We start from the raw sequence: 24,976 nt of genomic DNA on the forward strand, positions 1-24,976 counted from the left end.
CCTACACAACGGAAGACGTAGCCACCCATGGAAACCCATCAGTTCTGGACAGACGCCGAGACGCCGGATATCGGCATCGATCAGTTGCTTCTTGCATCACGCCAATGGTCAAGCAGGATTGAATCCTACTCACCCTCGGCGGACTTTCCTCAAGGACGGCGTCGTCACCGAACTGTTCAGAGGTGAGAACGCGCAGGGCTTGTGGGATGACGGCGACGACCTCTACGCCATTGAAGACCGCAAGCCCTTCGGGCGATTGTTGCGCTATCGCTGGAGCGACCAGAGCCTGACAGTGCTGCGCGACCGGGTCCAGGAAGGCGAGTCCATCGTGCGTTGCACGGATGGGCGCTTGCTCTATACCGAGAAGAAAAAAGGCGTGGTGCGCGAACTCACTCAGGACGGCAGCGACCCGGAGGTGTTCAGCCACCTGAAAACTCCTGGCTGAACACCCAATCGTTCCTGAAGGCGCCGCAGTCGATTGTGCCGACCGGTCGAGGAACCTATGTACTGGCCGAAGGCGGAAGAGATCGGGTGTTGGAACTGATGTCCGATTCACTCACGCCGTCACCGTAGTCCCGCTACAGCTGAAAACGCGCCACCGCCTCGTTCAGCGCGACGGCCAACTGCGCCAGCTCTCGGCTCGATCCATTGATCTGCCCGGCGCCGGACGAGGACTGAGCAGACAAGTCACGGATATTGACGATGTTGCGGTCAACTTCCTTGGCCACCTGCGCCTGCTCCTCTGCGGCGCTGGCAATAACCAGGTTGCGCTGGTGGATCTGGTCGATGGAGTCGGTGATCTGGCTCAGTGCACCACCTGCGCCCTCAGCCAACGCCAAGGTATCGGTGGCACGCTGGGTACTCGACTGCATTGATGTGAGTGCATGGTCAGACCCCGTGCGCATCGCGGTCACCATCTGATCGATTTCCAGGGTTGATTGCTGGGTACGGTGCGCCAATGCGCGCACTTCATCAGCCACGACCGCAAAGCCACGCCCGGATTCGCCGGCCCGCGCAGCCTCAATGGCAGCATTGAGGGCCAGCAGGTTGGTCTGTTCGGCAATGGAGCGAATCACGTCGAGTACCTTGCCGATATCGCGCGATTGCTCGGCCAGGTTCTGCACCAGCGTCGACGTTTCACCGATGTTAGAGCTCAGGGCCTGGATGGCGTTGACAGTTTCGCCGACACGATGCTGGCCTTCGCGCGCCGTTTCATTGGAGAGGCGAGTGGACTCGGAGGTGGAAACGGCATTGCGCGCCACCTCATCCGCCGCCGAGGTCATCTCGTTCACGGCGGTGGCGGCCTGTTCAATTTCAGCGGTCTGCTTTTGCAGGCTGCGGCTGCTTTGATCCGTGATGCCATTCAGGTCGGTGGCGGATGATGCCATCTGCCCTGCCGACTGGCGGATCAGTTGCAGGGTCCCGCGCAGGTTGGACTGCATGGTCTTGAGCGCCACGAGCAAGCGGGTTACTTCGTCGTCGCCGGTCACGTCTACCGTTTGAGTCAAGTCACCGTGGGCCACGTTTTCGGCGGCCCGCACCGCATGGCTCAGCGGACCGACGATGCTGCGAGTCAACAACCACGCCAGCGCCACCGTACTCAAGGCGGCCAGCAGCACGAAGCCAACCACCATGGTGCGCGAACGGCTGTATTGCGATTCGGCCTCCTGGCCCTGCTGATTGACCTGCGCGTTGTAGTAGTCAGCCAGGGCATTGAGTTGCGCACCCGAACCATCGACCACGGTTTTCATGTCCACCAGCAGCAACTTGTTAAGCTCGGCGCCCTGCTGCTTGTCGGCGAGGACGAAGGACTGTGCCAGACCTTGCTGGTACAGGCGCAGCGACACCTGAAACTGGTCATAGAGCGAGCGCACTTCAGGGGTGTCGATGACCGCATCGAGCTCGGCCAGCCTTTTCGTCAGGTCTTGGCTACGGGTGTCCATCTGGCTGCGATACTGCGGAAGGCTGGCGGGGTTCGGGTCCAGCGCCATGCGCAAAGAGATCGTACGAATGCGCAGCATGATTTCGCGGATGTCCGCCACCAGCCGCATCTTGGGCACCAGCCCGCTTTCAACCTGCACCGCACTGGCGCGGATGCTTGCCATGTTCGACAGCGCAAAAAAACCCAGTAGGGCCACCAGCAAAGCAATCAAGGCGAAACCCAGACCCGCACGGCGGGCGATGGACAGGCTGCGAAGGGACATTTTCAGGGGACTCTCTTATTGGGGATACGATGTCGTATAAGAGCGTTTCGGCCTGCTGGGGCAGGACTTTAGCGATGCGGATGAAAGTGCTACTTAATATTTCTGCTGCTGGGAAAAAGGAGAAAAATACAGCTACGAAAAAGCCCGTAACCTCTCCGACCACGGGCTTCTTTTAGCGACCGGAGGTGACTCAGCTTCCGCGCTCTTTGTTGGATTGTGAAAGGACCGAGGCGGCAAGCGTTTTGGTGGTTTCGTTGTAGTGATTGGCGCCGAGTACCCTCCCGGCTTTCGCCTCCATTTCTGCACCCGTCTGCTTGTCGTGGTCTTTCTGGGCTAGCGCTGAAGCCGCGAGGCTTTTGGCGAGGGCTGAGGAGGCTGGGCTGTTGAGCGTTTGGGCCGCCAACGTCGCGACCTTGTCGGAGGTTTCTTTCGTATTCTTGCTCATGATGCAATTCCTTTGCAGTTGTGGGCACTCCATCTCGAGCGCCACCACAAAGTAAAGCGTTGCCCGGGGTATCGCAACGCGCTGCTTGTAGGCAACGTTTTGGAAGCATGTGCGAAAGGTGTACCGGTCATGTAGTGCGTGCTAGAGCGTCGCATCGATTGCACTGATGATTACTATCGAACGGAGCGCCTGCTCGATTTTCAAGACGGGTTCCTATAATCCCTTCCCTATTCCCTCCCCTTTCGCCTGGCTTCAGGCGACGTTAACCCTGGAACCCAACACTATGCCAAGTGCCAGCCAGACCCCTAGCGGCCTTCCCGAACATAATCAACAAAGTCTCAAGCAGCAGTGGCTGGCGATTCTCTCGGTCGCCGTGGGCGCCTTCGCCTTGGTGACCAGTGAGTTTCTCCCGGTGGGCGTACTCAATGACGTCGCCAGCGACCTCGGCATCAGCGCCGGCCACGCCGGGTTGATGGTGACCTTGCCGGGCATCATGGCCGCCCTCGCCGCGCCCTTGCTGTCTGTGAGCATTGGCGCCATGGACCGTCGTTACCTGCTGATCGGCCTGACGCTGATCATGATCATCGCCAACTCGGTCGTGGCCTTCGCCAGCGACTTCAGCCTGCTGCTGTTCGGCCGTGTATTGCTGGGCATCAGCATCGGCGGTTTCTGGGCCACGGCCATCGCCCTCAGCGGCCGCCTGGCGCCCAAGGGCGTGGATGTTGCGAAGGCCACTTCGATCATCATGATGGGCGTGACCCTGGCCACCGTACTGGGCGTGCCCGTCGGCACCTGGCTCAGTGGCCTGATGGGCTGGCGCATGACCTTCCTGGTCACCGCGCTGGTGGGCGTACCGGTGCTGCTGGCGCAGGTCTTCCTGCTCCCTCGACTCAACCCGGAAAAAGCGATTCGCGTCAGTGACCTGCCGGCCTTGTTTATCAATCCGCAAGCGCGTGTCGGGTTGATCGCTGTCTTGCTGATCGGCCTGGCGCACTTTGCCGCGTACACCTATGTCGCGCCGTTCTTCAAATACAGCTCCGGCTTCGACGGACCGACCATTGGCTCGCTGTTGCTGCTCTTTGGCGTGGCCGGGGTATTCGGTAATATTTTTGCCGGTTTCGCCGCCAACCGCAGCGTACGTCACACCCTGCTGTTGGTTGCGCTGATGATCGGCACCAGCACCGCCCTGTTCCCCTACTTCGCCACCGGCATGACCGGCGCAGCGATGCTGATCGGGCTATGGGGCTTCGCCTTTGGCGCCTTCCCGGCGTGCGCCAGTATCTGGATGTTTGTCGTAGCGCCGAAAGATGTGGAGCGCGGCATGCCGCTGTTTGTCGCCCTGTTCCAAGTGATCATTGCCTTGGGCTCGTTCTTTGGCGGGCGTATCGTCGACCAACTGGGCAGCGCGGTGCTGTTGAGCCTGGCCACGGCGCTGGTGGGTGCAGGTTTTGTGACGGTGCTGGTGCTGGGGCGGAAGGTCAGTAATAGCTTGGCGGCTCAACCCGCCTGACCGCGCCCCAGAAACGAAAAAGCCCCGTAGCTGAATAAGTTACGGGGCTTTTTCGTTTCTGGGGTCCGATCAGAGAGCGCAACCTCTGACCATTCATGGCATTCCATGGCCCCCGATGTTCAGATCAACCTACAACCGCGGTTGTTAGCTGGCAGCACATTTCTCAATGAGTTTATCTGCCAGGATCTTGGCTTTAGCTGCCGTGCTCACCCCTGTTCCATTTTCCGGGTTCATGGTCTTATCACGCAGATGGGCATCGTAGTAGCCCGGCAGCCCTTCAGGCATCAACGCTTTGCTGTAGCGCTGATACTCAATGTGGTGCATTTGAATACACCGGCGTCGGGTATGAGGAAAATCATGTGTCGGTGAGGCTCACTATTAGCCCATCGCCACCTATGACATTTGCTATGTAATACTGAGCACGGTAGCATTCAAACTAAAATTGAATTTAAACGCGAGCATACTTTGTATATAAAATACTACTTCCGGAACTTGATAATCTCGGTAGGAATTTTCATTTTATTCTTTACCAATTGGTTTGGTGGGGAAACATTCGTAGAAAGAACAAACCCCATTTTTTTAACGCTGGGTGTATGCAGTACTTTTTTATTCCCTTTTTCGCGGATGATCATCGAAAAAACTGCGCTTCGCTTCACAACGCCAGAATTCTGGACTACCGGCTTATTTACTGAGTCACCTGGGAAAAATGGCCTATATGCTATCTTTTATGTAGTCTGTACGATCCTAGCAGTTCCCATTTGTGGTATTTATCTAATGTATATGGCATTAAAAAAAGTGGCCTAAAAAGACCACTTCCTCTCTTCTCTTTTAAGGCAGCATTGCATCAAGCGCATCGTTAAATTGCTTCACGTGCGCGTCATCAATATAAGCACTGACAAGTGCCATAATTAGCGCAAAAGCTACGATACCAATCGGTGTGGAAACGGTCACTCCGAAAGCAAAAGCAATTAGACCTGTCGCTGCACTGCCGGCAAAAAGTGTTTCCATTTTCAGCACAGTATTGTTCCAATCACCCGATGCGTAGCTTTTCTTGACCTCCTCAACCAAGTCATACACATCAAATGCTTTGCTTGCATAGCCAAACCCTTTCGCGAAGAGGTTGAGGTTTTTTGCCAGCTCAGCTCGATCAAGTGAATCCAGAGCATTCACGATGGCGGCACGATCTGCAGCACTGAATTTCTTATCCAGATGATCCTTGTATTGATCAAAAGCCTTCAAAGCCTCTTCAGCACTGCGAAGCGTTTTACCCTTTGCAGTTTCAGCCAAATCTGTAGCTAATGCAGACATCTGAGCGCCATATTTTTCACCGATTTCTTTGTAGAAATCAGCAGTGAATTTGATAGCCCCCTTAATTTCCTCTTCTGCCTTTGCTTGTTCTTCGGCAATTCGTTTTGCTTCTGCTTCCTCTGCAGCTTTTTTGGCTGCGGCTTCAGCCGCAATACGTTCATCCTCTGCAGCTTGTGCTGCTGCAACAGCAAGGGTCAACGCGTTAGACTTTTCAGTAAGGGTCCGGATTTTTTCAGCCAGCTTTTTACTTTCATAAACAGCTGAAATCGAAGCGATAAAAGATTGATAGATTTCAATCGGCGTGCCTGGGCGTTTTCCGTTAACAATATCAGTTGCGAGAATGGCGGAATTCTTTTTGAATTCTACTGCAAGAGGATCTCTTCCAAAATAAGAGTTCGCAACTGCATTACTATTAACAAGTAACTCTTGTGCTTGTGCAACCAGCCCATCTACTACCGCTTTCTCTTTTTGTGCTTTTTCCAATTCACTCAGAAGGCCGACATCACCAAGCGCAGCGGCTACTTCGCTTTCGGTTTGGGTTGGAATATTAGGAAAATTTGCATTATAGGCCGTTTCAATGTCCACCTGAGCACGAGCTGCTTTACCTGCAATGGGCAAAACATAATCCGAAGAGGAGCGGATTCCAGGAAGGCTCAGAAGGGTCTCAACGTCGGTACCAACAGGCACATCTACTGAATTTGGAGGCTGTGCGCCGGGTACTCCCGGTACAACAACTGGTACAGGTGGAAGCGGAGGTGGAAGTGGATCTGGTGTGACGATGATAGGGGGTAGCTCAATTCCATTTGTTGTAGACATAAGAATCTCCATGTGACTTGGCATTTTTTTAGAAATGCACAAATCTTAAATTTCAGCAGCCCAAAAGCAGGCTGCGTCCTGCTTGTCTTCATACGATGCTAGACACCAGGCAAAACAACTGTACATAAAACCAGCTCTACACACAACCGACAATATGCATTTGTGCATATTTTTGGCATTTTTACTATAAAATCAGATATTTATAGCATTAACAGCATGCTCAAACGCATTCTCCCTCAATTGGATGTGGCTCTGACTCATTAGGAAGGCCAACACGTCATCGCCGCTGTATTGTTCTGCAAAGGCTCCTCTTGCCACCTTCCTATCGCTCACATCGTCAACCAGCGCATCACCATGCAGCATTGATTTGTACACGAACGTCTCGCGCAATGCCTTTAGGTAGAAAGCGGCGTCATCAGGGCTACCAACTCCAACAGCAGGCGCTGTGAGCTTGCTGTGCAAGCTTCCCTTGATCGTTGCGACCAGCGTAGGGAAAGCCTAGGCGAGCCAGGCCTCTGAGCTTCAGGGACGTGACAGAGCTGATTGTGAAGTAGTGGTAGCGCATGGACTTTGGAACAATCGTTACGTCATGCCCTACGATATGTTTGGCGCTGATCCGCTTGAAAAGCTTGTCTGTGATCAAGTCATCTGCGGTGAAGAACTTAACCTTCACACCTTGCGCGTTGTAGGCTTTCAGGCAGAACCACGATCAAATAATTTCCCTTGGGTAGGGCTGTGAAGCGTATTGAGACGCTTACGAACAACCAACCTACCCTACTGTCATTTTCAGTACAAACTACCCTGCACAGGGGTTCTAAGGCGAAATAATCATGGATGAAGACAGGAATGCCAAGGTAAAAGCCAGACAGGCCCCACAAGCACATTAACTGGTCAAATTTTGGACAAAAAAAGCCCCGATCCGCAGATCAGGGCTATTTATTTTGGTACAAAGCGCTGGTACAAACGCTTTATGTGACCTCTTGTAAGTGCTTGATTTACAAGAGCATCAATAATATGGCGGAGAGATAGGGATTCGAACGCTTTGAAGCGGCCCCCGAGGCCGCTTCAGGCCGTCTATCTCGGTGGTTTTGGATTTTAGCATGGTGTGGGAATGCCTAGAAAGGCCTTGGGTTTGCCCTAGAAATACCCTAAAAATGCCTTAGGACGCCCCCAACTTAACCAAACGTGGAGACAGGATTGGCAGTGGGAAATGCCAGCGGAGTACACACCTCAATAGCATGCAGCGGTGCTCTGGCAATGTGATATCATTTTTTTATTGGTGTCGGATGGCGCAATGAGCAATTGCAGTGCTCCCAAGCCACTCCATTTGGGATTAATGTTCATAGGAGGAACGGAGTTGCCAGCAATTTTCATTCATCTCTCAGATATCCATTTTGGCCAAGAAAAAAATGGCGGTTGGGTTAAGACGAATGCGGATGCCAAAGAGCGTCTTATGGATGATGTTCAGGCAGAGCTCGTAAGAAGGGGCTCAAACGCATCTGGGATTATTGTGACTGGTGACATCGCTTACTCCGCACAGCCTGAACAATATGCAGCTGCTGGTCTTTGGTTAGATGAGCTCGCGGCTCGCACAGGCTGCGATCGACTATGCACTCAGTTAGTACCCGGTAACCACGATATCGATAGGGATTCCATCACAAAAGCCATTGGCTGGAAAATTCAGTCAATACGTGATTACGGCGACGACGTCCTAGACATGCTTCTCGATGACGAAGCGGAACGTGAGTCCCTATTCAAACGGTTCGCTGCATACCGAGACTTCGCCCAAGGTTATGGGTGCGACCTGGATTCTTTTGGCGAGTACTCGGCAGACCACGCCGTCCAGCTTGCTCCTGGCCGATCGATTCGCTTCGTCCGCTTAAACTCCGCCTTGAGCTGTTCGAAAAAAGATGAACCGGGGGCTTTGATCCTAGGCGCGAGACAACGTGTTATTCCCCAAGTACCTGGGGAAGAGGTCGTGGCACTGATGCACCATCCTCTGCATTGGTTCATGGATACCGTTGAAGCAAGAAAATACATTGCTAATAGGGCACGTGTAGTCATTTCAGGGCACGAACACTACCCCTCTATAGATGTATCAACGGTAGAAGACGGATCTGATCTTATGCTGTTAGCTGCTGGTGCCGCCGCTCCGGACCATATTGGCGAAAAGTACACTTACAAATACAACATTTTAGAGTTTGACTGGGACCAAGAGACAGACTCTCTGTCAGTCAGCATCAATCCGAGGACATGGGACGACGAACACAAACGTTTCCATAAGGATCACGAATTCCTCGCTAGTACTCAGGAGCAGCATCTGCTCGCATCACCAAATTTCAAGCAAGCGCCACGAGCTCAAAGTTTTCATCCAACTACCGCTGAAGCACCGAAAGTCATACCGGTGGTTAATCCGATTTCAGGTGCGGGCAGGTCCGAGATGGACATAACCGCCAGAGATCGTGCTCTGCGCCTCAAATTTTTCCGAGACATAAGTAAAACTCAACGCCTCAAGATCCTAGCTGATCTTGGTGGCCTTCCAGTAGGAGCAGGCGCAAAATTTGATCACGCACTAGAGCAAACATTTTTCGCTCGAATACTAAGCAAAGGTCGCGCTGAAGAGTTGGCCATAGCTATCGAAAAAGCTTTATCGGATGCCAAGACAGAGGGAAGCAAATGAGTTTGATGGCTAAACATTCGCGTATTTTCTGGCCTGAACCCAAGGACGATGATGTTCGACGACTGAACCAAGCAGTTGTCTCCGTCCAAACGTGGATGCAGGGAATATCAACCGCTTGGCTTGCGATCGAGCTAGCATCCAGGATAGCAGCAGCTTTCGAAAGCGGACTTGTCGACGAAAATATTGCAGTAGCAGTGGAACAAGCAATAGTTGAAAACGGAAGCGATGCTTTCGTACGAGAAAACAATGATCTACAGATCACTGTAGTAGCTGTAGTGGCCGCATTAGATCTTGTTCGCAGGGAGACTGTGGGTGAACATGACACGAGTGCAGTGGACGCTTTCGCAGCCGCAGCGTGGTCAGCGCTTTCATTTCAAGATCCCGTAGAAAAAGAATCGCTTGAGATGCTTCGCATTGAGCTCTGCGATGCGTGTCAAAAGCGCAGCAAAGACGTAGCAGAGGAATCCAGGATTAGAGCTGAAGTGCCGGAAGTTGGCCTGTTATCTATCCCCGACAATGTTCCGACTGGCGCGCGTGCTAAGCAAGCGTTCAAGACTGCAGTTACCCCACTTGTTAAAGCACTTCGGGAAAACGCTGAGCTTGATAGGGAAGAAATCGACTTCCTTTGGTGGCGACTGGCAGATTGGAGTGAAAGCCTTGAGCGACCATTCCCAAGCCTTCCAAGTTTAACTCAAGCCGTCACGGCCGGACTAGAATGCGCAGCAAAGCTAAAGCGTATTCCATCATCAGGCCATCGCAATGTCGTGTTACGTGGAATTGGTGACGATGTGTCCTCTACTCTGCCGCAAGTGATTTCGACCATCGGTGAAAATATTCAGGCTCTCGTTTCTGGCATTGACAGTGAAGGAGTCTTGAGCGCAAAACAGGCCTTTCCACTTCTTAGTGCGTTGGTTAGCGACGATTGCGAGCTATCCGGATCCAACACACCTCGAACAATTAGAGATTGGGGCGCACGCGCCCTCCTAGAAGCTGGCGTGATGCATCTTAGCGGACGAAGGGGCTAAACCTTATGCGCGCTTGCACTTTCGACGAGTGTACAGTCAGTGTCACTGGACGCTGCATTCAGGGGTTTTCTACTTCTGAATGTCCCCATATCGATGGAGACATCGCCGACATTGAAGCTCCCCCCGAATCACAAGACTCCGAAATTTCATGGTCAAGTGAGCTGCATACCTCAGTAGGCAACAGCGGAGGTTCTGCAGGATTAGCGGTGCTGGAGCGCTTGGAGGAAATGCCAAGATTGCCTCCAAGTATGACGCTTGGGACTGAGGAAGCTCGGGAATTGATGTGTAATGAATACACAACAATGGTAGGCATCGTCGGATTGCCTGCCTCCGGCAAGACTGCGTGCCTTGTCAGCGCTTATCTCTTGTTATCAAAAGGTCAGTTTCAAGATTATTCGTATGCTGACAGCAAAACTCTCATGGCGTTTGAGCAAATTGCTCGCGGTAGTCGGCAATGGACCAATGGAGAGCCTCCTAATCAGTTAACCGTTCGCACCGAGCTTGTGGACGACCGACAAGCAGGTTTCCTGCACTTCAAATTGCGGCGAATAGCCGATGGCAAGCTGTTCAATGTTTTATTGCCAGACCTACCTGGTGAATGGTCTAAATCCTTCATTGATCGAGCCGACTCTGACAGGTTTGATTTTATCAAATCAGCTACCGTGATTTGGGTCATGGTGGATGGGCGAGAGTTCGTGGACGGCGAGCGCCGAAATTACGCAAAATATCGTACCGAACTTTTAATCGAACGTTTGGCAGGAATGCTTTTGACGCCTCCACCGCGTGTGATTTTAGTCCCAAGCTGGCGGGATCTCGGTGACTTCCCTGAGGAAATATTCAAACAAATTCGAGATACCGGTCTTAGATTTGGTATTGATATTTCACTAGCACCTATCGCCTCATTTTCGGCTAATACAAACGTAGAGCCAGGCGAAGGTATAAGTGATTTGCTTACGAGAACATTCATGCACGACCGACCCCCCCCAGTTTTTTGGCCGGATGACAACGGAAGTAAGCGTCGGAAACTATCAGCTTTCAGGAGCGGAAATTGGCCACAAGATCGGTAGTGCTCATAGGTGGACCCGACTCCGGCAAGACCAATTACCTTGGTCGCTTATGGCCTTCTTTTCATAAGAGAAAAGGCGAACTGCGTGCCGATTGTATCCCAGCCGACATTAGCTATGTTGACGCTGCAGCTGAACATCTGATGAAGGGAAAATTCGCACCAAGATCTGACAGAAACCTGGAAGTGGGTCGATCTGACTTTTCAATCGACGTCAGAGCTCAGGGTGGATCCGGCGCTCTTCGAACATTGATGGTGCCAGATATATCCGGAGAGCTTTGGACTAGGGCTGTTGCAACTTCGGAAATCTCAGCTGAATGGATGTCACTTTTGCAAAATGCAGAAGGGGCGATTCTCTTCTTGCGACACGACTCTGATCAGACAGTCCAACCGTTGGATTGGGTAAATGCCCGTTCGGTACTTCAGCTATTCACTACGGAAGAAGAAGGCCTAGGTGGAGCAGAGCTATTTGAACTGCCTAACCAAGAGGCGCCAGATATCGACGTAATGGAGACTTCGGAACCTAGAATTCCGACACAAGTACTCCTCTGTGAATTATTTCGATTTCTTGAATTCCTGCTAGCGGAAAGGAATGACGGAGGCGCGCCAAGACTGTCAGTCGTAATCGCCGCATGGGACCGCATGGACAGTGAATCCCGCGACGATAGCCCCATAGCGTATCTCGAAAAGGAATTCCCACTTTTCGCAGGACGACTGGCCTGCGAGAGCCGTTTGGACATTAAAGTGTTCGGTTTGTCTATTATCGGTGGAGATTTGGACGATGATCCGGATTTCCGTAGTGAATTTCTAAAAAATGACCTATCTGAGCAAGGTTATGTAGTAGTGCAAAACGATGATAGATTCGAAATCGTCAACGATGTGACCCTTCCCATCGCTTGGGCCATAGGGGAATAAGTTGAAACCTCTAGATGAGCAGTTACACGGGTATCGCCAAGGGCACGAATTGCTGTCGAGCACCATCCGTTTGTCCAATGCTGATCAACAATTGATTGACCGCCTGTCTGATGTTGCAGGCCCTCTAGGACCTAATGAACGCTTTGCACCTTACATTACATGCTATCCGCTTACAGGCGGCTCCCACTACGTTGTGGCTAGAACATGGCAAGATTTGGATGCGCCCCGTGCGGGATGCGTTAGGACACGAAGTATCCTAGTCCCAACCGAGGTATGGGTAGAACTAGAAGACATCGCGGCAGTTGTAACAATTGCCACCAAGGCCGGCGCTAGCGAACCCGCCCAAAAGCGAATACTAGATATAGCCACTCGTACTACATTGCCTGAATTCGACTCGTTGCAAGGAACTGAGCTAGTTGAAGCACTTTTCCTTGAAGATCGAGCTCCTATTGTTGTGTTCGATGCGGAAAAACCTGAATTACTAACACTGCGAATTCTTACAGCACTATGGTCTGGCTTTCGACGTCAGTTTGCTGTTTCAACATTTTGTCGCTCACCAAGGACTATCGGCCGTCGTAGTTTCGATCTCGTTTTCGCTCCGAGGGACGCTCGGTCGCGGTTTAGCGACTGGCCTGGTCGAAGAATAGATGGGCGTAAACGAGAGGCACCACGCCATCATTGGTCAGCATCAATTACTGAGCGAGTTCTTGAATCTCCGTTTCCGTCACTGAAAATGCTTGATGCTATCGGCGAAATGTCTTCTGACGGCGTTGGCACCGAGGCCGCGTTAAGAGTGTCACTTTTATGGGAGGACCTACGTCGGAAGATCTATACTTCTCCAAATGCTGTACTTGGACTACTAGACATTGCGAGCACTCGAACAGTGCGCAACACTGAAGTACTACACGAGCTTGAACCTGCGATTATTAACGCTACAAATCTTGCAATTAAAAAGATGCCAGCCCAAGACGCATGGAACTTTCTGAGCGCTCTAACATCAAAGCTAGAGTCTCCCGGACAATTTGGTTCCGTTACGCAAGCTATATATTTTGCCGCAACAGAACTTACAACTCAAAATTCCGATATGGCAATGCATTTTCTGCAGGGGCTATTAAACCAACACTCCCCTTCTTTGCCGCTCTTAAAAGGAATAGCGGAAGGGTTATCACTATCATTCAATCAAGGCACTACAAAACAACTCGCCTCTTTGAAAACAACAGATCTAATGCGGGTTTCTCAACTCAGCTTGGATCTGATGAAAAAGATAGTATCTGATAACTCAACTCTTCCATCAATGATCGCAGTCGAACTCTCAAAGCTCAATCACCCTATAAGCGATAAGTTCAGCAACGCGATCTTACCTCTCTTAGTCAACGACGAACAAGCTTCTCTTGCTGAAATTCTCTTAGAAGAAACAGATAGCAAGCGGCTAACAGATTATTTAATTCATCTTTACAACACCAACGGCTTGTCCTCTGCGCAGCTGCGCTCCACAGTCGTTGAACGGGGTCGAAAACTAGAAATAACGGACGATTGGAAAGACACAATCGCACGAATGACGCCTAGTAATCACGTTGACTCAATGCTGAAAGAATTGCTGGGCAACGAGCGAAAAGATCTTTTCTGGATTCTCACCAGCGATGTCCTAGACGTCTCTCGGCGAGCTGAACTACTGCACACGTTTCTAACTACTGTAACACCACGGTACTTTTTCGATATTTTCTCATCTATCAGCGATGTAAAAAAAGTTATCGAAGTTTTAAACCTCAAATGTGAAGAACATTTAAGATCTCTAATACCTGTGATCCGACACGCAAACCTATCTCACGCTGAAAAATTTAAAATAATATCCATACTCCTACCTTACCTGCAAGGGCAGGAGGCTGTAGACTGGACACTTAAAGCTATAGAAATCGCACTTACTTTAAGCGAAGTAGAAGTCAAATCTAAAAAATTAATTCAGTGGCTAAATAAAGCTGGACAAAACCTTTCTGGTGCTCGCACGATCAAGCAAGCACTAATCCATAGCAATAACTCCAAGGTTATAACCAGAAACTTTAACGCATTCAACGAATGCAAAAAAGATGCACGAGAACCAATATTAAAATCAGTTGATGAGATTGCACACCAACTAACTACCCGCCCTTTCCTAGGTATTTCTCAAGAGGCTGCCAATGAGATCGCCAAGCTGTTATGGGATTCGCGAAACTCCAATAAACATGCATTGAAAGAAGCGGCCGGACAACTACTCCCTTACCTCTTAAAACAGACGGAGTCCGCTGCCTCCCCGCTCATAGCAGCAACCTTTCCAATCGTCTATGCAGAACTAGAAAAAGAAATACCACCGGATTTTTTTTCAGCAATCTTCCGTTTTGTAGATTGGGACAAATGCAAGACTGCTCGAACTCAGCTTGTTAGTTCGTTCACTCGTTCAAAGTGGAGTATTGTGGATCTTGCAGTAACCGCAGCCCGAACAGGAGATACGCTGTCAATTTTTACTATTTTATCAAAAGAGCCTAATGGCAAATATTTAATCAAAAAGCTTACTCTAGAAATTGAAAACATTCCTGTCGAGTATAGAACAACAGTGAAATATGCGTTACTAGATCTAGACTACAGCAACCCCTTTAATAAAAACCACTAAATCTAATTTTTCACAAAAAAAATTGCTTAGTATCAGAGTACAGAGCTTTAACGATCATTCTGTACCGAAAAGTGTCAACATCCATCTTGATCCCCGCCTTCTATATCGATAAGCTTTCAAACGTCACAGCCATGCTGTGACCAGGGGTCAGAACCTGCAAATACACGAAGGTGCGAAAAGCGCCGTAGCTGCATACATATGGCGGACCGCGCGAGGCAGGCTTCGGCCTGGCCGGTGTTCCTTCGTGTGCCGGTTTCTGACCCTCGTGCGGTCTGCCACCCTAACCGTGTCAGAACGGCGGGTGGCGGTTCCTTAATCTCACGAAGGAGCTAAGGAGAATGGCTTATCCCCCTTTCACGCAAGGGCGCCGCCCATTACGTCCAATCAATACCTCGTTACACATATCGGAATTTTCCGTCGGCCTATTCAGCCGACTGAAATACCCACCCACCCGCGATAAAAACCGCCACCCGCAACGGGAGGTTCGCGTATGAATACCAACGACAACAACGCAGATACCTCACAGGGCCTTTTCAACATCCGCCCGGATATCACCACCGAAAAAGCGCTCGTTCACGCCAGTGAGTTTCTCCAATCAGCAACCGCGCTCGCCTACAAATGCATCTTCGAGCTGGATGACGCACAACGTCAGCAAGCCTTTGGCGTCGTTCAACTGGTTGAGAACGCTCGGCTCCTGATCGACATGGTGCTGGAGCGAGAAAGCCCATCTGCAAACTGACAGCAACCCAGCCCGGATAGCCGTGTCGCCACAGAGCGGCTATCCGATTTGTGCTTGGTTCAAAACAAGCCACCCAGCACCTCAGGCTCCCAGCTCATGATCACCAGTTCACCGCTCGGTTCTGTCGTCGCCTGGCGCTGGTTAGCTGAGGTGTATCGAACATCCAGCGTCTCAAAGTGAAAACCATCAAATACCCGCCGGATATCCGGGTGGTCGTTGATACTGACCATCACCCTCCCCTCGCACTGGCGCATGAATTCGGCCATCTGCTCGTATTGATCAAAGGGAAAATCGACACCGTAGCCTGCGACCTTCCAGTACGGTGGGTCCATGTAGTGAAAGGTATGTGGCCGGTCGTAGCGTTGGACGCAGTCGAGCCATGGCAGGTTTTCCACGTAGGTTCCGGCCAGCCGCTGCCATGCGGCGGAAAGGTTCTCCTCGATCCGTAACAGATTGATCGGCGCCGCTGTTGTCGCCGTACCGAAGGTCTGGCCGGAGACTTTGGCAGCGAACGCATGGTGTTGGAGGTAGAAGAATCGGGCCGCACGTTGGATGTCGGTGAGGGTTTCCGGGCGGGTCATCTTTTGCCACTCGAATACCTGCCGTGAGCTGAGCGCCCACTTGAATTGGCGGACGAACTCTTCCAAGTGATTCTGTACGACGCGGTACAGGCATACCAGGTCGCCGTTGATGTCGTTGAGGACTTCAACAGGTGCGGGTTGGGGGCGGAGGAAGAACAAGGCAGCGCTGCCGGCGAAGACTTCGACGTAGCACTCGTGGGGTGGGAATAGCGGGATGAGGCGGTCGGCCAGGCGGCGTTTGCCGCCCATCCAAGGGATGATTGGGGTGGTCATGTGCAAGCCTTCTCTGTGTGCAGAAACAGGTGCTAGGCTCGCTGTGCTTTGCGCGCAAAGCGGGGAGCCTTGGCTGGACTTGCAGGCTTGGTCTGCGAGTTTGGCGGTCAGTCGGGATGTTGCTGCATCCGGATTGATCGCTCTCCTTCAATAGTTATCTAGCTGTCGGTTCGCGTACGGCCGTTGCAGGCTGTAACATAAAAAATTAGCTTCGCCGCATCGTTACAGTTAATTTTTCCTCCGATTAAACTAAGCGTGCCATGAAGCATTTAATTTCGTAAAGACGACTAGGATTCAAGAATGGACTCTCAGTTAGATGCATACGCATTTGATGACTATCTGCGTCAAATGCGCGATCTAAAAATGAAAGAGCTTGATCTTTCTTTAGCATACGCTGAGGCAACGACCCCAGCAGACCGCATCGCGATTCAAAATAGATCTAATGTTCTCAGTAAAGAAATGAAAGATCTGAAAGATCACTTCCCATTAGCTCCTCGTGACTACGATGTATTCGTAAGTGGTCCAGAACAAGCCTTAGAAATTTTCGAGAGAGAAAACCCAGAGCCATTCAAGCCAGGCCCCTGTAATCACCCTAAGGTTAGTTTGAGATTACGCTGCTATGAGAATGGCACCAGTCAACTGGTTTCACAGTGTGCTACCTGCGGTATACAAACACGAAGCCATCGAAAAGACTCGGTTGCTGACTGGAGTGCTGTTGAACCTTTTGACACACAATTCGTAATACAGATTCAGGAAGAACACTCCAGATGGGCGGATGCACGATATAAAGTATTCTCGGAGGCTATGAATGAAGGCAGTGAAGTTCCGAAATTCGACGACTCAACATTTCGACAAGTCTATGAACTAGAAAACCCTCGCCCACACACCCCGGGCGAATGCAGCCACACCAGTTCAAGGCTCACTAGAAGAATATATAATGACGGTAACATTGCTATAGTTTCGCAATGCGAAGATTGCGGGCACCACATAAATACGGTATCAAAAAAACTGGTAGCACATGTAGAATCGCTACCTATTTTCGATGAAACCAAGAAAAAAAACCTTGAGATAGCATATTCCCGCTGGGCTGAAAAACTCGGTTCAGAATGGCGAGCCGCTTATAAAAAATATAAAACTGATACACAAAACAAAATCTGGAACAACGAGATAAAATTTCAAGACAACTCCAGATTCGGCACATACTACACTTCAGACGAATGGTATCGAACCCGCTCAAGAATTCTGAAAAGAGATAGTGGTATCTGTCAAGCCTGCAAAGAAATGGCCCAATGTGTCCACCATATAGCTTACGACCGATTTGGATGTGAGAACGATCTGGATCGGATATCTCTTTGCAACCAATGCCATGTAAAAGTTCACAGCGTTCAGCGCCAATTCGGCTGGCAGTTCCGCCTCACACCGTTGGAGATTAGAACTCTCCACGAGGACTGGTAATAAGCACCCAATTAATCATTAACATTGAATGCAGAGAAACTCTCACGAGCCTTATTCGAGAATAGAAACAGATCTGGCGTATCCCTGACATGCTGCCAACGCAATCAATCCCTCATCCCCCTCCTCGGCGATCCTGACAATTCGTTGAGCAAACGCTCGGTCAAGTTCGGCTCTCTCACCTCCATAAACCACGCCGCCGGTGCCGGTGGTGGCAGGCACTGCATCACCTCCGGCAAAGGGCGGCTGGGCGAGGATGACTGACAGCCGCAAATCAGCGGTAGCCAGGCGATCCATAAGGCGAGCTTGGCGTTGTTTGGCATCGGTCAAAGCCCTCTGGTGGGTTTGGTCACTGGCTTGCAGGCGCCGCTCCAGGGCGTAGCGTTTGTCGACCTCGCTACGCTGTTGTGACGCGGAGGCGAAGGCCAACTCTTTGAGCGTTTCAGCATGGAGCCGTGCTTGATCACTCAATTGCCGCTCATACCGCCAAGCCTGGATTTGCCAACCACCAGCAGCACCGGCGATAAACAAAGCGACAAGAACCGCGACACGCACATTCAGCACAACACCGCCCTCGCCCAGATCCACAACTCGATACGCGCCTCCAGACCATTCGTGCCGCCGTTGATGCGCCGGGTAATACCGACGAAATCATCCTGATCCGCCAGCGCATTCAACCCATTCGCCCACCAGTACCAAGCGGCAGACTCAGCTGCCCATTGCGGCTGTTCCAGCAATTCAGGCTGCTTAAGCAAACGTAAATCTTCAAACAGCGCCAGACTGCATTTGAGGTAGTTACGTCTGCCCGTAATCTGAATCAGCCCCCGCCCCCGATACCGCTGACCATCACCATCCGCTTCCGGCGTATTGCCCAGCAGCCTCGCCAGCGCCCCGGTGTCATACCGGCTCAGATACCGATCACTCCCCCGCTCCCGCACATACCGCAGCTGCCCCGACTCATGCCCAATCTGCGCCAGGAACGCCGCCTGCCGTTGCCGCGTATTGATCTCTCGCCGCCCCATGGCGTCATTCAGCACCGACACAAAAACGCCCGCTTGTTCGCGGGCGTTGGGGAATATTTGCTGCAACTGTTGCTCGGTGATGTTCATCTCGTTAGCCCTCAGTAGTGCGTCACGTCCGCCACCAGCAGGGTTGGGGGTGTCAGCCGTAGCGGCGTGACTTCGGTGTAGGTGAAGAAGCGGAACAGGTTCTGGCCCCAGAGGTTGATGTCCATCAACGCGCCGCGTCGCACGTAGCCGGGGCCGATGCTGGCGGAGTCGTACGTGGTGCCGTCGATGTTGTCGTTGAACTCGTTGTAGAAATGCACCCGTGTGTAGGTCAGCGCGGCGGCGTATGCCCTGCTATTGCCCACCGGCAGTAGGTATTCCGGTGAGAGCATGGGGTTGGCATGGATCGGCCGGAGGATTTTGTGTGACGCGTCGAACAGCAATCGCTGGTCGCTGCCGAACACTTGTAACCCCGCCGTGGACGCAACGACTGGGGCGGCAGCGAACAGGTAGAGCGTCACCGTGACGCCCGCGTGGCTGGTGAGTTGCACGTAGGAGCCGTCGTATCGTGGGTCGAAAAAGACGTTGACGTAGGCGCCGCTGGTGTCGCCCATCAGCATCACTGCGTCCAGCGGCACCGTGAGGTTAGCAGCGAAGTAGAGCTGCTGGCCGCTGGTGTAGCGCGGGGTCAGGGTGACGGCGAATTTGTTGATGAGGCTGAGGCAGATTTCTTCGCCGGTGATCTGGGCGGTGCCGTAGTCGTTAAAGGCTTGCAGGCCGGCTGGCATCAGTAGAAACCATAAAAGATCCTCACCGCCACGTTGGCTTGGTAAGGGTTGAACGGCGGCGGGTAGACCCAGCTGAGTACCCCGCCCGCTATCGAGACGTTCGGGAAGATGTACACGGTGTAGAGCGGGAAGCTTAGTTGCTTGACGAAGAACAGCGGCTCACCGATCAGCGACACGGCTATCGCGCCATTGACCGCGCCGGTATTGACGCTGCCGATCAGGGTTCCGACGCGGGTGGAGGTGTCCAGAATCAATGCGCCGTTGGCGTCCCAGACTTGTAATCCGGCAGGCATGGTTCAGCCCCAGATCCCCAGGCGTACCCGCAAAGTGCCGTTGATGTCGTACACCTGCACCACGCGGTTGTTGATGCTCAGGCGCCCGCCTCCGGCTACCGGGCCGTTGAATTCGATCACGCCGGTCTTGTCGAGTCGCCAGCCCTGGGTGCCTGCGATGTAGTCGTTGGATTGCAGGTAGTCGCCGATTTTCAGGTTAGTGATGGAACCGTCTTGAATCAGCGCCTGGTTGATAAACATCTGCCCGTTCTGCACCACAAACGGCGTGAACACCTGCCCACCCGCGAGGGTGGTCACCATGGCGAAGCGGTCAGCACTGACCAGAAACTGGCTCTGCAACCCTGCGCCTGTGTTCTCGATGCCTAAACCAAACCCGGCAGCCACATACTGCCCGTCCTGGTTCAGCTCCATCTTCACCGCCCACATGGCCTGGAGCTTGTCATCGGTGCTGGCCAGGGCTTGGCTGACCTGCTGCACTGAGGCCACCGCATCATCCACTGAGGCAACGACCGTATTCAGTTGATGGGCTTGAGCAATGAGCTGCTCACCCTGCTGTTCAATGCTGCTGGAGTTCGCCTCGACCTGATAGGCCAATGCATCAGCGTTCTGGGTAACGGTGCCGATGTCCAACCAGTATTCGGGATCGGGTGGTGCCACGCCTTGAACCGGTTCTCTGGCTTGGAACAGCCGACTACCCAGGCGAACAATTTCTCCCGCCGAATAGGCCTTGGTTTCGTCATACGCCAAGGCATCGCTCACCTCGCTGAAAAGTTCTTTCAGTTCTTCTCGGGTCCTCTCCAGCCGGTCGTTCACCGAGCCCGGACCGTCACCAGTGATCAGGCCAATCTCACCCAGCAACTCCTGACCAAGCTGACTGGCGCCAATCTGCCCCGCGATCAGTTCCAGAATCGGCCCGGCCTCGGCGCTGGCTTGTCCGGCCAGACCATTACCAACGGGATACCAAGGCCCGACATTGCCAGTGCGATCAACCAGCCGCGCCCAAAAATAGAACCGTGCCCCCGCCGCCAGCCCCTGCAAGTCATGCGCAGCCTGCGGATATGCGAAGTCACCGAGTTTCTGTGCACTTTCAAACGCGGGCACCTGCGAGGACCAAACCTCTGTGCGCTGTGTATCCTCAGCCCCAGCAGGAAAGCCCCACTGCAAGCCAATCCCAAACAACTTGTCCTGCGTGCGCAAAAACGCCACCGAAGGCGGCGGCGTGATCTTGCCCTCAATGGCGGTTAACACCGAGCTGGCCGGTATGGAGGCCACATCCAACACATTCACCGCCCGGACCCGCGCCAGGTACTGGCCGGAGTACACGCCCACCACATCCACCAACAACTCTCCGGTACGCGGAATCCGTACCCAATCCCCGGCGCCGCGCCGCCACTCCACGTCATAGCCCACCGCATACTCGGCGGCGTGCCAGGCGATGGTCATGGTGGTCACCGCCAGCCCTTGCTGGGTGGAGATGCTTTGCGTGATCAGCACGGAACTGGGTGGCGCCTGCACGCCGGGCGGGAGAATGGTCACCGGTGGCGGGTCGATCTTGCTCGCGTAATCCACCGCATCGTATTTGCCCGGCTCATGCTGGATCAGCGTGAGCTGGTACTGCTGCCACTCCGGTCGCGTGATGCTCAGCACTTTGAATTGCAGGGTCGCCAGGTCATCAGCGTCGATCACCCAGCCGCACTCCGGCAGCAGCGGCTCGCTGTACTCGGCGGCAACCGTCACCGCACGCCCGTCCACCTGCGCAATCAATCGCGACTCGGACGCACCACTGGGCAGGTTACAGATCAAGCGTGATCCAGAAGGAATCTCCACATCCCGATCCAATGTCACCACCCGCCCCGCCACCGCCGACACCCGCCCACCATTGGCCCGGCCTGCCAGCAGTTCATCACTCAACCGAATCAACTGCCCCGGTCGCGGTATCTGCCCATCCAGGCCGACGCGCATCGTCGCTGGGCGTGTCTGCGTTTGCTCACTGACCAACGCAAACATCCCCGCCCTCTGTGCCTGCCCGCGACTGGTGCAACCCACTGCGCCGATGGGCAAATCCTGAATCCCGAACTTCGCGATACCGTCTTCGACAAACACCGGTTCCTGCTCGGTCTCAAAGCTGTTGTCGGGGTTGTCCCAACTGACCATCGCCCGCGTATGCCGATCCCGTTTGCGCACGCCCTGGTACTTGAGGCTGATGATGTTGCCACGATGAAAGTTGTAGACCGGGTCTTGCGGCATGTCGGCGTTGACCACCATCTGGCTGCCGTCCCAATAGGCCATGCCGTGGAAGATCGAGGCGATGTCTTCAAGGACGATGTACGCCTCTTCCTGGGTTTGCAGGTAGAGGTTGCAGGTGAAGCGCGGCTCGGTACCGCCCTTGCCGTCCGGGACCATTTGGTCGCACCACTGGGCGATGCGGTACAGGGCGTAGCGGTTGACCATCGCCGCGTTGAGCCGCTCGCCGAGGCCGTAATAGGGGTGCAGCGCCAGGTCGTACCAGACCCAGGCAGGGTTGTTGCTGTAGGCGAGCTTAAAAGTGCCGTCCCAGATCCCGACATAGGTATGGGTTTCGGGATCGTAGTTGCTGGGCACGCGCAGGATGCGGCCGCGCATCAGCGCCGAGAGTTTGGGCACGTTGTTGAATTGCTCGGCGTCGAATTCGATGCCGCCCACGGCGGTGAGGGGGTAAGTCAGTTCGGCGTCGATGATTTCGGTGATCGACTCGACGCGCATCATATCGGCGATCAGGCTGCTGTTTTGGTTGGGGGTCAGCCTGCGTACGCGCAGGGTCCACTCGCTACCGGTGGGTAGTTCCAGGCGGTGGGATCGCTCGTACTTGGTGGTGTTTTTGCGTGCGACGAAGGCGGTCAGCACCGGCAAATAGGCGCCGCCGTCAGTGGCAATATCCACCGCGTAGTCGATGCGGTAGCCGTTGATATTGCCACTCGCGTCCTGGGCTTGAAGCTGGGGCCAGGACAGTCGCAAGCGCACGGCATTGATCTCGTCATTGCTGACCGAACGCACCCAAGGCGCTTCGGAACGCAGCTCGATGCCGATGGCGATCTCGTTGTTAATCTCGGGGAAGCCAACCAGGCGATCCTGATTCACGGTGCCCGAGCGGAACTGCCAACGCGCCCGAGGGAAATTCACGGTGCCATCGGCAGCTTGGAGAGGCGTGCCGTCCAGCTTGATGGATTTCAGCCCATCCACCGGGCCGACTATTTCGCCCCAGCTAAAGGCGTACAACAGTTTTGCGGTGGCGATGGAGGGTGAACTGTCACTGGCGATGTAGGGGCGATTGGGCTTGTTGCTGCCAGCCTTAGCGCCGACAACATAACTGCCCATGACCGCGTCAGACCTGATCCTGGGCGTAGATGCCGCCACTTAACACCGCGCCGCCAATCTCGCGTTCGCCATATAGCACTGGCCACGGGTTGCCCTGCGCGACGGTAGTGACGGCACCGCCGAACGCATAACTGGCGCGATTGCCCTCCTCGTCTCGGCCCAGCCCCGGCTTGGGGATCGGTGCAAGCATCTGCATCACACCGCCGACAGCCGCGCCGGTGCCCGCTGCGATCAGGCCCATGCCCCAAGGTGACGTGGTGCCGAAGCTGAAATACCCCAGCGCAACCAACGCGACGCCGAGGATGGTCTGAAACATCCCGGCGCTTTTGCTACCCGCCACCAACGGCACGATGCGGATCACGCTGTCGTCGCGAGTGCTGAGGGGCAATTCCTGCTCGCTCAGATTGCGTTGGCCAGCGAACACCGAGAACACCAACCCTCGCAACTCGGCATCCCGCAGGAAGCGTTCAAAGCCAGGCAGCAGATAGCACAACGCACTGATGCCCTCGGCGGGGCTGGACAACTGCAGCGGAAAGTCACGACCAAAATGTTTACGCAGCACGCCATACAAACGCACAGTACGTAAGCCCGTTCCGCGATACGACGAAGTCCGGTTGAAATCCGTCTCGATACTGGATGCAGCCAGGATTTTTTGGGGCATCGTCTTAAACCTCCGAAATTCCTCGCATAAACGCTTATAAGTAACAAATAAAAAGCCCCGCGAGGCGGGGCGTTTCATCAGACAGTACAAATATTTATTCATCATCGAATTCTTGGCGCACGCGTTCTGGCAGCATGTAAACAAGCTGTTGCAATTCGATCCCACTCATATCCCGCATTATACTTCGCGCCGATATAAAGTCCTCTTGAGTTTTAATCTCGGCCTTTGTCAAGATAGTTTCAACATCAGCAACACTATCAATGGCAATGTCTACATCATTAACGATAAGCGCAACGTATTGAGCAATTGAATCTTTCATAACGCCTCCTCATGACTATTTAATACACATCATGAGAGTGCTTTGAGTTGCAATTCCCGACACCTGTTAAAAATCACAGTTTTTCAGACCCCTTTCACATAATCACTAAATCCAATAATTCTAAAGAATCAACAATTGCCGTTTCTATAACGCAGTATCAACCGCGTACGCTGCGCCCAATCAGCCCCATACACCTCACGCGTCGAACTACGCCCATACAGGTGATGAATAAAAAACGGACCACTGCCACCCAAATCGGGCGCCCGTTCGCTGGAGAGCGAACCGTCCGTGCCTAAAAATATCGCTGCGTGGTTGGGGTGATAGGTGCGGCCGATTTCCATGATCAGCACGTCTCCGCGCTGAGGACCGTCGACCTGCACAAACCCGGCCTCGGCAAAGTGATGCTGATAAAGGCTGGGACCGTGCTTGTCCTCCCACCAGCGGTCGGTGCGCGGGTAGTCGGGCAAGATCAGCCCCCACTCCCGCGCATACCAATCGCGGATCAGCGTGTAGCAATCCAGCACGCCATGGGTGAAGTCCCGACCCAACAGCGACGCGCTGTAGCTCTCAGGTTTAAGCCAACGAATCTCTCCCCCCGGCCAAGCCACAATCGCCCAAGGCAACTCATGCAACTCACAACTGACCCGATCCGCCTGACTGGGCCGCGCACTGCCATTGTTGTGGCTATGCACCACCGCCAGCACCTGCCCCTGATCCTCGGCTTCGCACCAGGCATTGCGGCTGACCACAAAATGCTCCGAGGCACTGGCGGCAGTGTTGAGACACGGCCAATACACGCGACCGCTGCCGGTGCGGATCAACAACCCACAAGCCTCCTCCGGATACCTTGCCTCGGCGTGCTGCCGCATCTGCGCCTGCAGGGCGCGGCTGATTCGCAT

Annotated in this window: 23 protein-coding genes and 2 pseudogenes; 10 read left to right on the forward strand and 15 right to left on the reverse strand. The window is 53.4% G+C overall.

What is annotated here, in order from left to right; genetic code table 11:
• Positions 1-142: 142 nt before the first annotated feature.
• Positions 143-573, forward strand: a pseudogene (locus tag BM403_RS16810) (hypothetical protein); the annotation flags it as partial.
• A 5-nt stretch (positions 574-578) separates the two neighbouring features.
• On the opposite strand, the gene BM403_RS32555 reads toward BM403_RS16810, so the two are convergent.
• The 3 genes and pseudogenes from BM403_RS32555 to BM403_RS16820 form a co-directional block, all read right to left on the reverse strand.
• Positions 579-1,442 carry a methyl-accepting chemotaxis protein gene (locus tag BM403_RS32555; RefSeq protein WP_370636056.1) on the reverse strand — a complete coding sequence of 288 codons (864 nt, stop codon included), beginning with the start codon at positions 1,440-1,442 and terminating at the stop codon, positions 579-581.
• Positions 1,437-2,204 (reverse strand): annotated as a pseudogene (locus BM403_RS32560) (MCP four helix bundle domain-containing protein); the annotation flags it as partial. The gene BM403_RS32555 and the pseudogene BM403_RS32560, both read right to left, overlap by 6 nt.
• A 190-nt stretch (positions 2,205-2,394) precedes the next feature.
• Positions 2,395-2,649, reverse strand: a complete 255-nt coding sequence (locus BM403_RS16820) for a hypothetical protein (protein WP_012722780.1) — start codon at positions 2,647-2,649, stop codon at positions 2,395-2,397.
• A gap of 283 nt (positions 2,650-2,932) precedes the next feature.
• Between BM403_RS16820 and BM403_RS16825 the strand changes: the two genes are divergently transcribed.
• Complete coding sequence (locus tag BM403_RS16825; RefSeq protein ID WP_093543830.1) at positions 2,933-4,159, forward strand: MFS transporter; 1,227 nt, start codon at positions 2,933-2,935, stop codon at positions 4,157-4,159.
• 144 nt (positions 4,160-4,303) lie between these two features.
• On the opposite strand, the gene BM403_RS16830 is transcribed toward BM403_RS16825, so the two are convergent.
• Positions 4,304-4,483 carry a hypothetical protein gene (locus BM403_RS16830; RefSeq protein ID WP_043204949.1) on the reverse strand — a complete coding sequence of 60 codons (180 nt, stop codon included), beginning with the start codon at positions 4,481-4,483 and terminating at the stop codon, positions 4,304-4,306.
• Positions 4,484-4,651: 168 nt separating this feature from the next.
• Here BM403_RS16830 and BM403_RS32565 point away from each other — a divergent pair, with 168 nt between their 5' ends.
• The gene (locus BM403_RS32565) at positions 4,652-4,963 is read left to right on the forward strand and encodes a colicin E1 family microcin immunity protein (RefSeq protein WP_148270897.1); all 312 of its coding nucleotides are present in this window, start codon (positions 4,652-4,654) and stop codon (positions 4,961-4,963) included.
• A gap of 24 nt (positions 4,964-4,987) precedes the next feature.
• Here BM403_RS32565 and BM403_RS16835 read toward each other — a convergent pair whose 3' ends face one another.
• Both BM403_RS16835 and BM403_RS32210 read right to left on the reverse strand, forming a co-directional pair.
• On the reverse strand, positions 4,988-6,283 hold the full coding sequence (locus BM403_RS16835) for a colicin-like pore-forming protein (protein ID WP_093543832.1): 1,296 nt from the start codon (positions 6,281-6,283) through the stop codon (positions 4,988-4,990).
• A 192-nt stretch (positions 6,284-6,475) separates the two neighbouring features.
• Positions 6,476-6,745: a hypothetical protein gene (locus tag BM403_RS32210; RefSeq protein WP_052308629.1), complete on the reverse strand. Its 270-nt coding sequence runs from the start codon at positions 6,743-6,745 to the stop codon at positions 6,476-6,478.
• Between the two features lie 832 nt (positions 6,746-7,577).
• Between BM403_RS32210 and BM403_RS16845 the strand changes: the two genes are divergently transcribed.
• The 6 genes from BM403_RS16845 to BM403_RS16855 all read left to right on the forward strand — a co-directional run bounded on the left by BM403_RS16845 (position 7,578) and on the right by BM403_RS16855 (position 15,349).
• The gene (locus tag BM403_RS16845; protein WP_093543834.1) at positions 7,578-8,963 is read left to right on the forward strand and encodes a metallophosphoesterase; all 1,386 of its coding nucleotides are present in this window, start codon (positions 7,578-7,580) and stop codon (positions 8,961-8,963) included.
• Positions 8,960-9,988, forward strand: a complete 1,029-nt coding sequence (locus BM403_RS31565) for a GTPase-associated system all-helical protein GASH (RefSeq protein ID WP_139237982.1) — start codon at positions 8,960-8,962, stop codon at positions 9,986-9,988. Before BM403_RS16845 ends, BM403_RS31565 begins: the two co-directional genes overlap by 4 nt.
• A gap of 5 nt (positions 9,989-9,993) precedes the next feature.
• Complete coding sequence (locus BM403_RS31570) at positions 9,994-11,055, forward strand: TRAFAC clade GTPase domain-containing protein (RefSeq protein ID WP_139237983.1); 1,062 nt, start codon at positions 9,994-9,996, stop codon at positions 11,053-11,055.
• On the forward strand, positions 11,037-11,966 hold the full coding sequence (locus BM403_RS16850; protein ID WP_093543836.1) for a TRAFAC clade GTPase domain-containing protein: 930 nt from the start codon (positions 11,037-11,039) through the stop codon (positions 11,964-11,966). The genes BM403_RS31570 and BM403_RS16850 overlap by 19 nt, the downstream gene beginning before the upstream one ends.
• A 1-nt stretch (position 11,967) precedes the next feature.
• Complete coding sequence (locus BM403_RS31575; RefSeq protein WP_139237984.1) at positions 11,968-14,610, forward strand: GAP1-N1 domain-containing protein; 2,643 nt, start codon at positions 11,968-11,970, stop codon at positions 14,608-14,610.
• Between the two features lie 490 nt (positions 14,611-15,100).
• The gene (locus BM403_RS16855; RefSeq protein ID WP_093543838.1) at positions 15,101-15,349 is read left to right on the forward strand and encodes a DUF6124 family protein; all 249 of its coding nucleotides are present in this window, start codon (positions 15,101-15,103) and stop codon (positions 15,347-15,349) included.
• Positions 15,350-15,408: 59 nt separating this feature from the next.
• Here BM403_RS16855 and BM403_RS16860 read toward each other — a convergent pair whose 3' ends face one another.
• The gene (locus tag BM403_RS16860; RefSeq protein WP_093543840.1) at positions 15,409-16,203 is read right to left on the reverse strand and encodes a DNA adenine methylase; all 795 of its coding nucleotides are present in this window, start codon (positions 16,201-16,203) and stop codon (positions 15,409-15,411) included.
• 300 nt (positions 16,204-16,503) lie between these two features.
• Between BM403_RS16860 and BM403_RS31905 the strand changes: the two genes are divergently transcribed.
• The gene (locus BM403_RS31905; RefSeq protein WP_175538082.1) at positions 16,504-17,658 is read left to right on the forward strand and encodes an HNH endonuclease; all 1,155 of its coding nucleotides are present in this window, start codon (positions 16,504-16,506) and stop codon (positions 17,656-17,658) included.
• Between the two features lie 51 nt (positions 17,659-17,709).
• On the opposite strand, the gene BM403_RS16870 is transcribed toward BM403_RS31905, so the two are convergent.
• The 8 genes from BM403_RS16870 to BM403_RS16905 all read right to left on the reverse strand — a co-directional run bounded on the left by BM403_RS16870 (position 17,710) and on the right by BM403_RS16905 (position 24,976).
• Positions 17,710-18,219, reverse strand: coding sequence for a lysis system i-spanin subunit Rz (locus tag BM403_RS16870; RefSeq protein ID WP_256577178.1), 510 nt, complete (start codon positions 18,217-18,219; stop codon positions 17,710-17,712).
• Positions 18,213-18,764 carry a glycoside hydrolase family 19 protein gene (locus BM403_RS16875; protein WP_093543842.1) on the reverse strand — a complete coding sequence of 184 codons (552 nt, stop codon included), beginning with the start codon at positions 18,762-18,764 and terminating at the stop codon, positions 18,213-18,215. The genes BM403_RS16870 and BM403_RS16875 overlap by 7 nt, the downstream gene beginning before the upstream one ends.
• Positions 18,765-18,775: 11 nt before the next feature.
• Positions 18,776-19,450 carry a hypothetical protein gene (locus BM403_RS16880; protein WP_093543844.1) on the reverse strand — a complete coding sequence of 225 codons (675 nt, stop codon included), beginning with the start codon at positions 19,448-19,450 and terminating at the stop codon, positions 18,776-18,778.
• Positions 19,450-19,743, reverse strand: coding sequence for a hypothetical protein (locus tag BM403_RS16885; RefSeq protein ID WP_065886272.1), 294 nt, complete (start codon positions 19,741-19,743; stop codon positions 19,450-19,452). Before BM403_RS16885 ends, BM403_RS16880 begins: the two co-directional genes overlap by 1 nt.
• Before the next feature lie 3 nt (positions 19,744-19,746).
• Complete coding sequence (locus BM403_RS16890) at positions 19,747-23,097, reverse strand: TipJ family phage tail tip protein (RefSeq protein ID WP_093543846.1); 3,351 nt, start codon at positions 23,095-23,097, stop codon at positions 19,747-19,749.
• A gap of 7 nt (positions 23,098-23,104) precedes the next feature.
• Complete coding sequence (locus BM403_RS16895; RefSeq protein WP_256577179.1) at positions 23,105-23,758, reverse strand: tail assembly protein; 654 nt, start codon at positions 23,756-23,758, stop codon at positions 23,105-23,107.
• A 94-nt stretch (positions 23,759-23,852) separates the two neighbouring features.
• Positions 23,853-24,077, reverse strand: coding sequence for a hypothetical protein (locus BM403_RS16900; RefSeq protein ID WP_093543848.1), 225 nt, complete (start codon positions 24,075-24,077; stop codon positions 23,853-23,855).
• Positions 24,078-24,205: 128 nt separating this feature from the next.
• Complete coding sequence (locus BM403_RS16905) at positions 24,206-24,976, reverse strand: C40 family peptidase (protein ID WP_093543850.1); 771 nt, start codon at positions 24,974-24,976, stop codon at positions 24,206-24,208.

Origin of the sequence: Pseudomonas sp. OV546 (assembly GCF_900116845.1) — a bacterium.
GTDB lineage: Bacteria > Pseudomonadota > Gammaproteobacteria > Pseudomonadales > Pseudomonadaceae > Aquipseudomonas > Aquipseudomonas petroselini.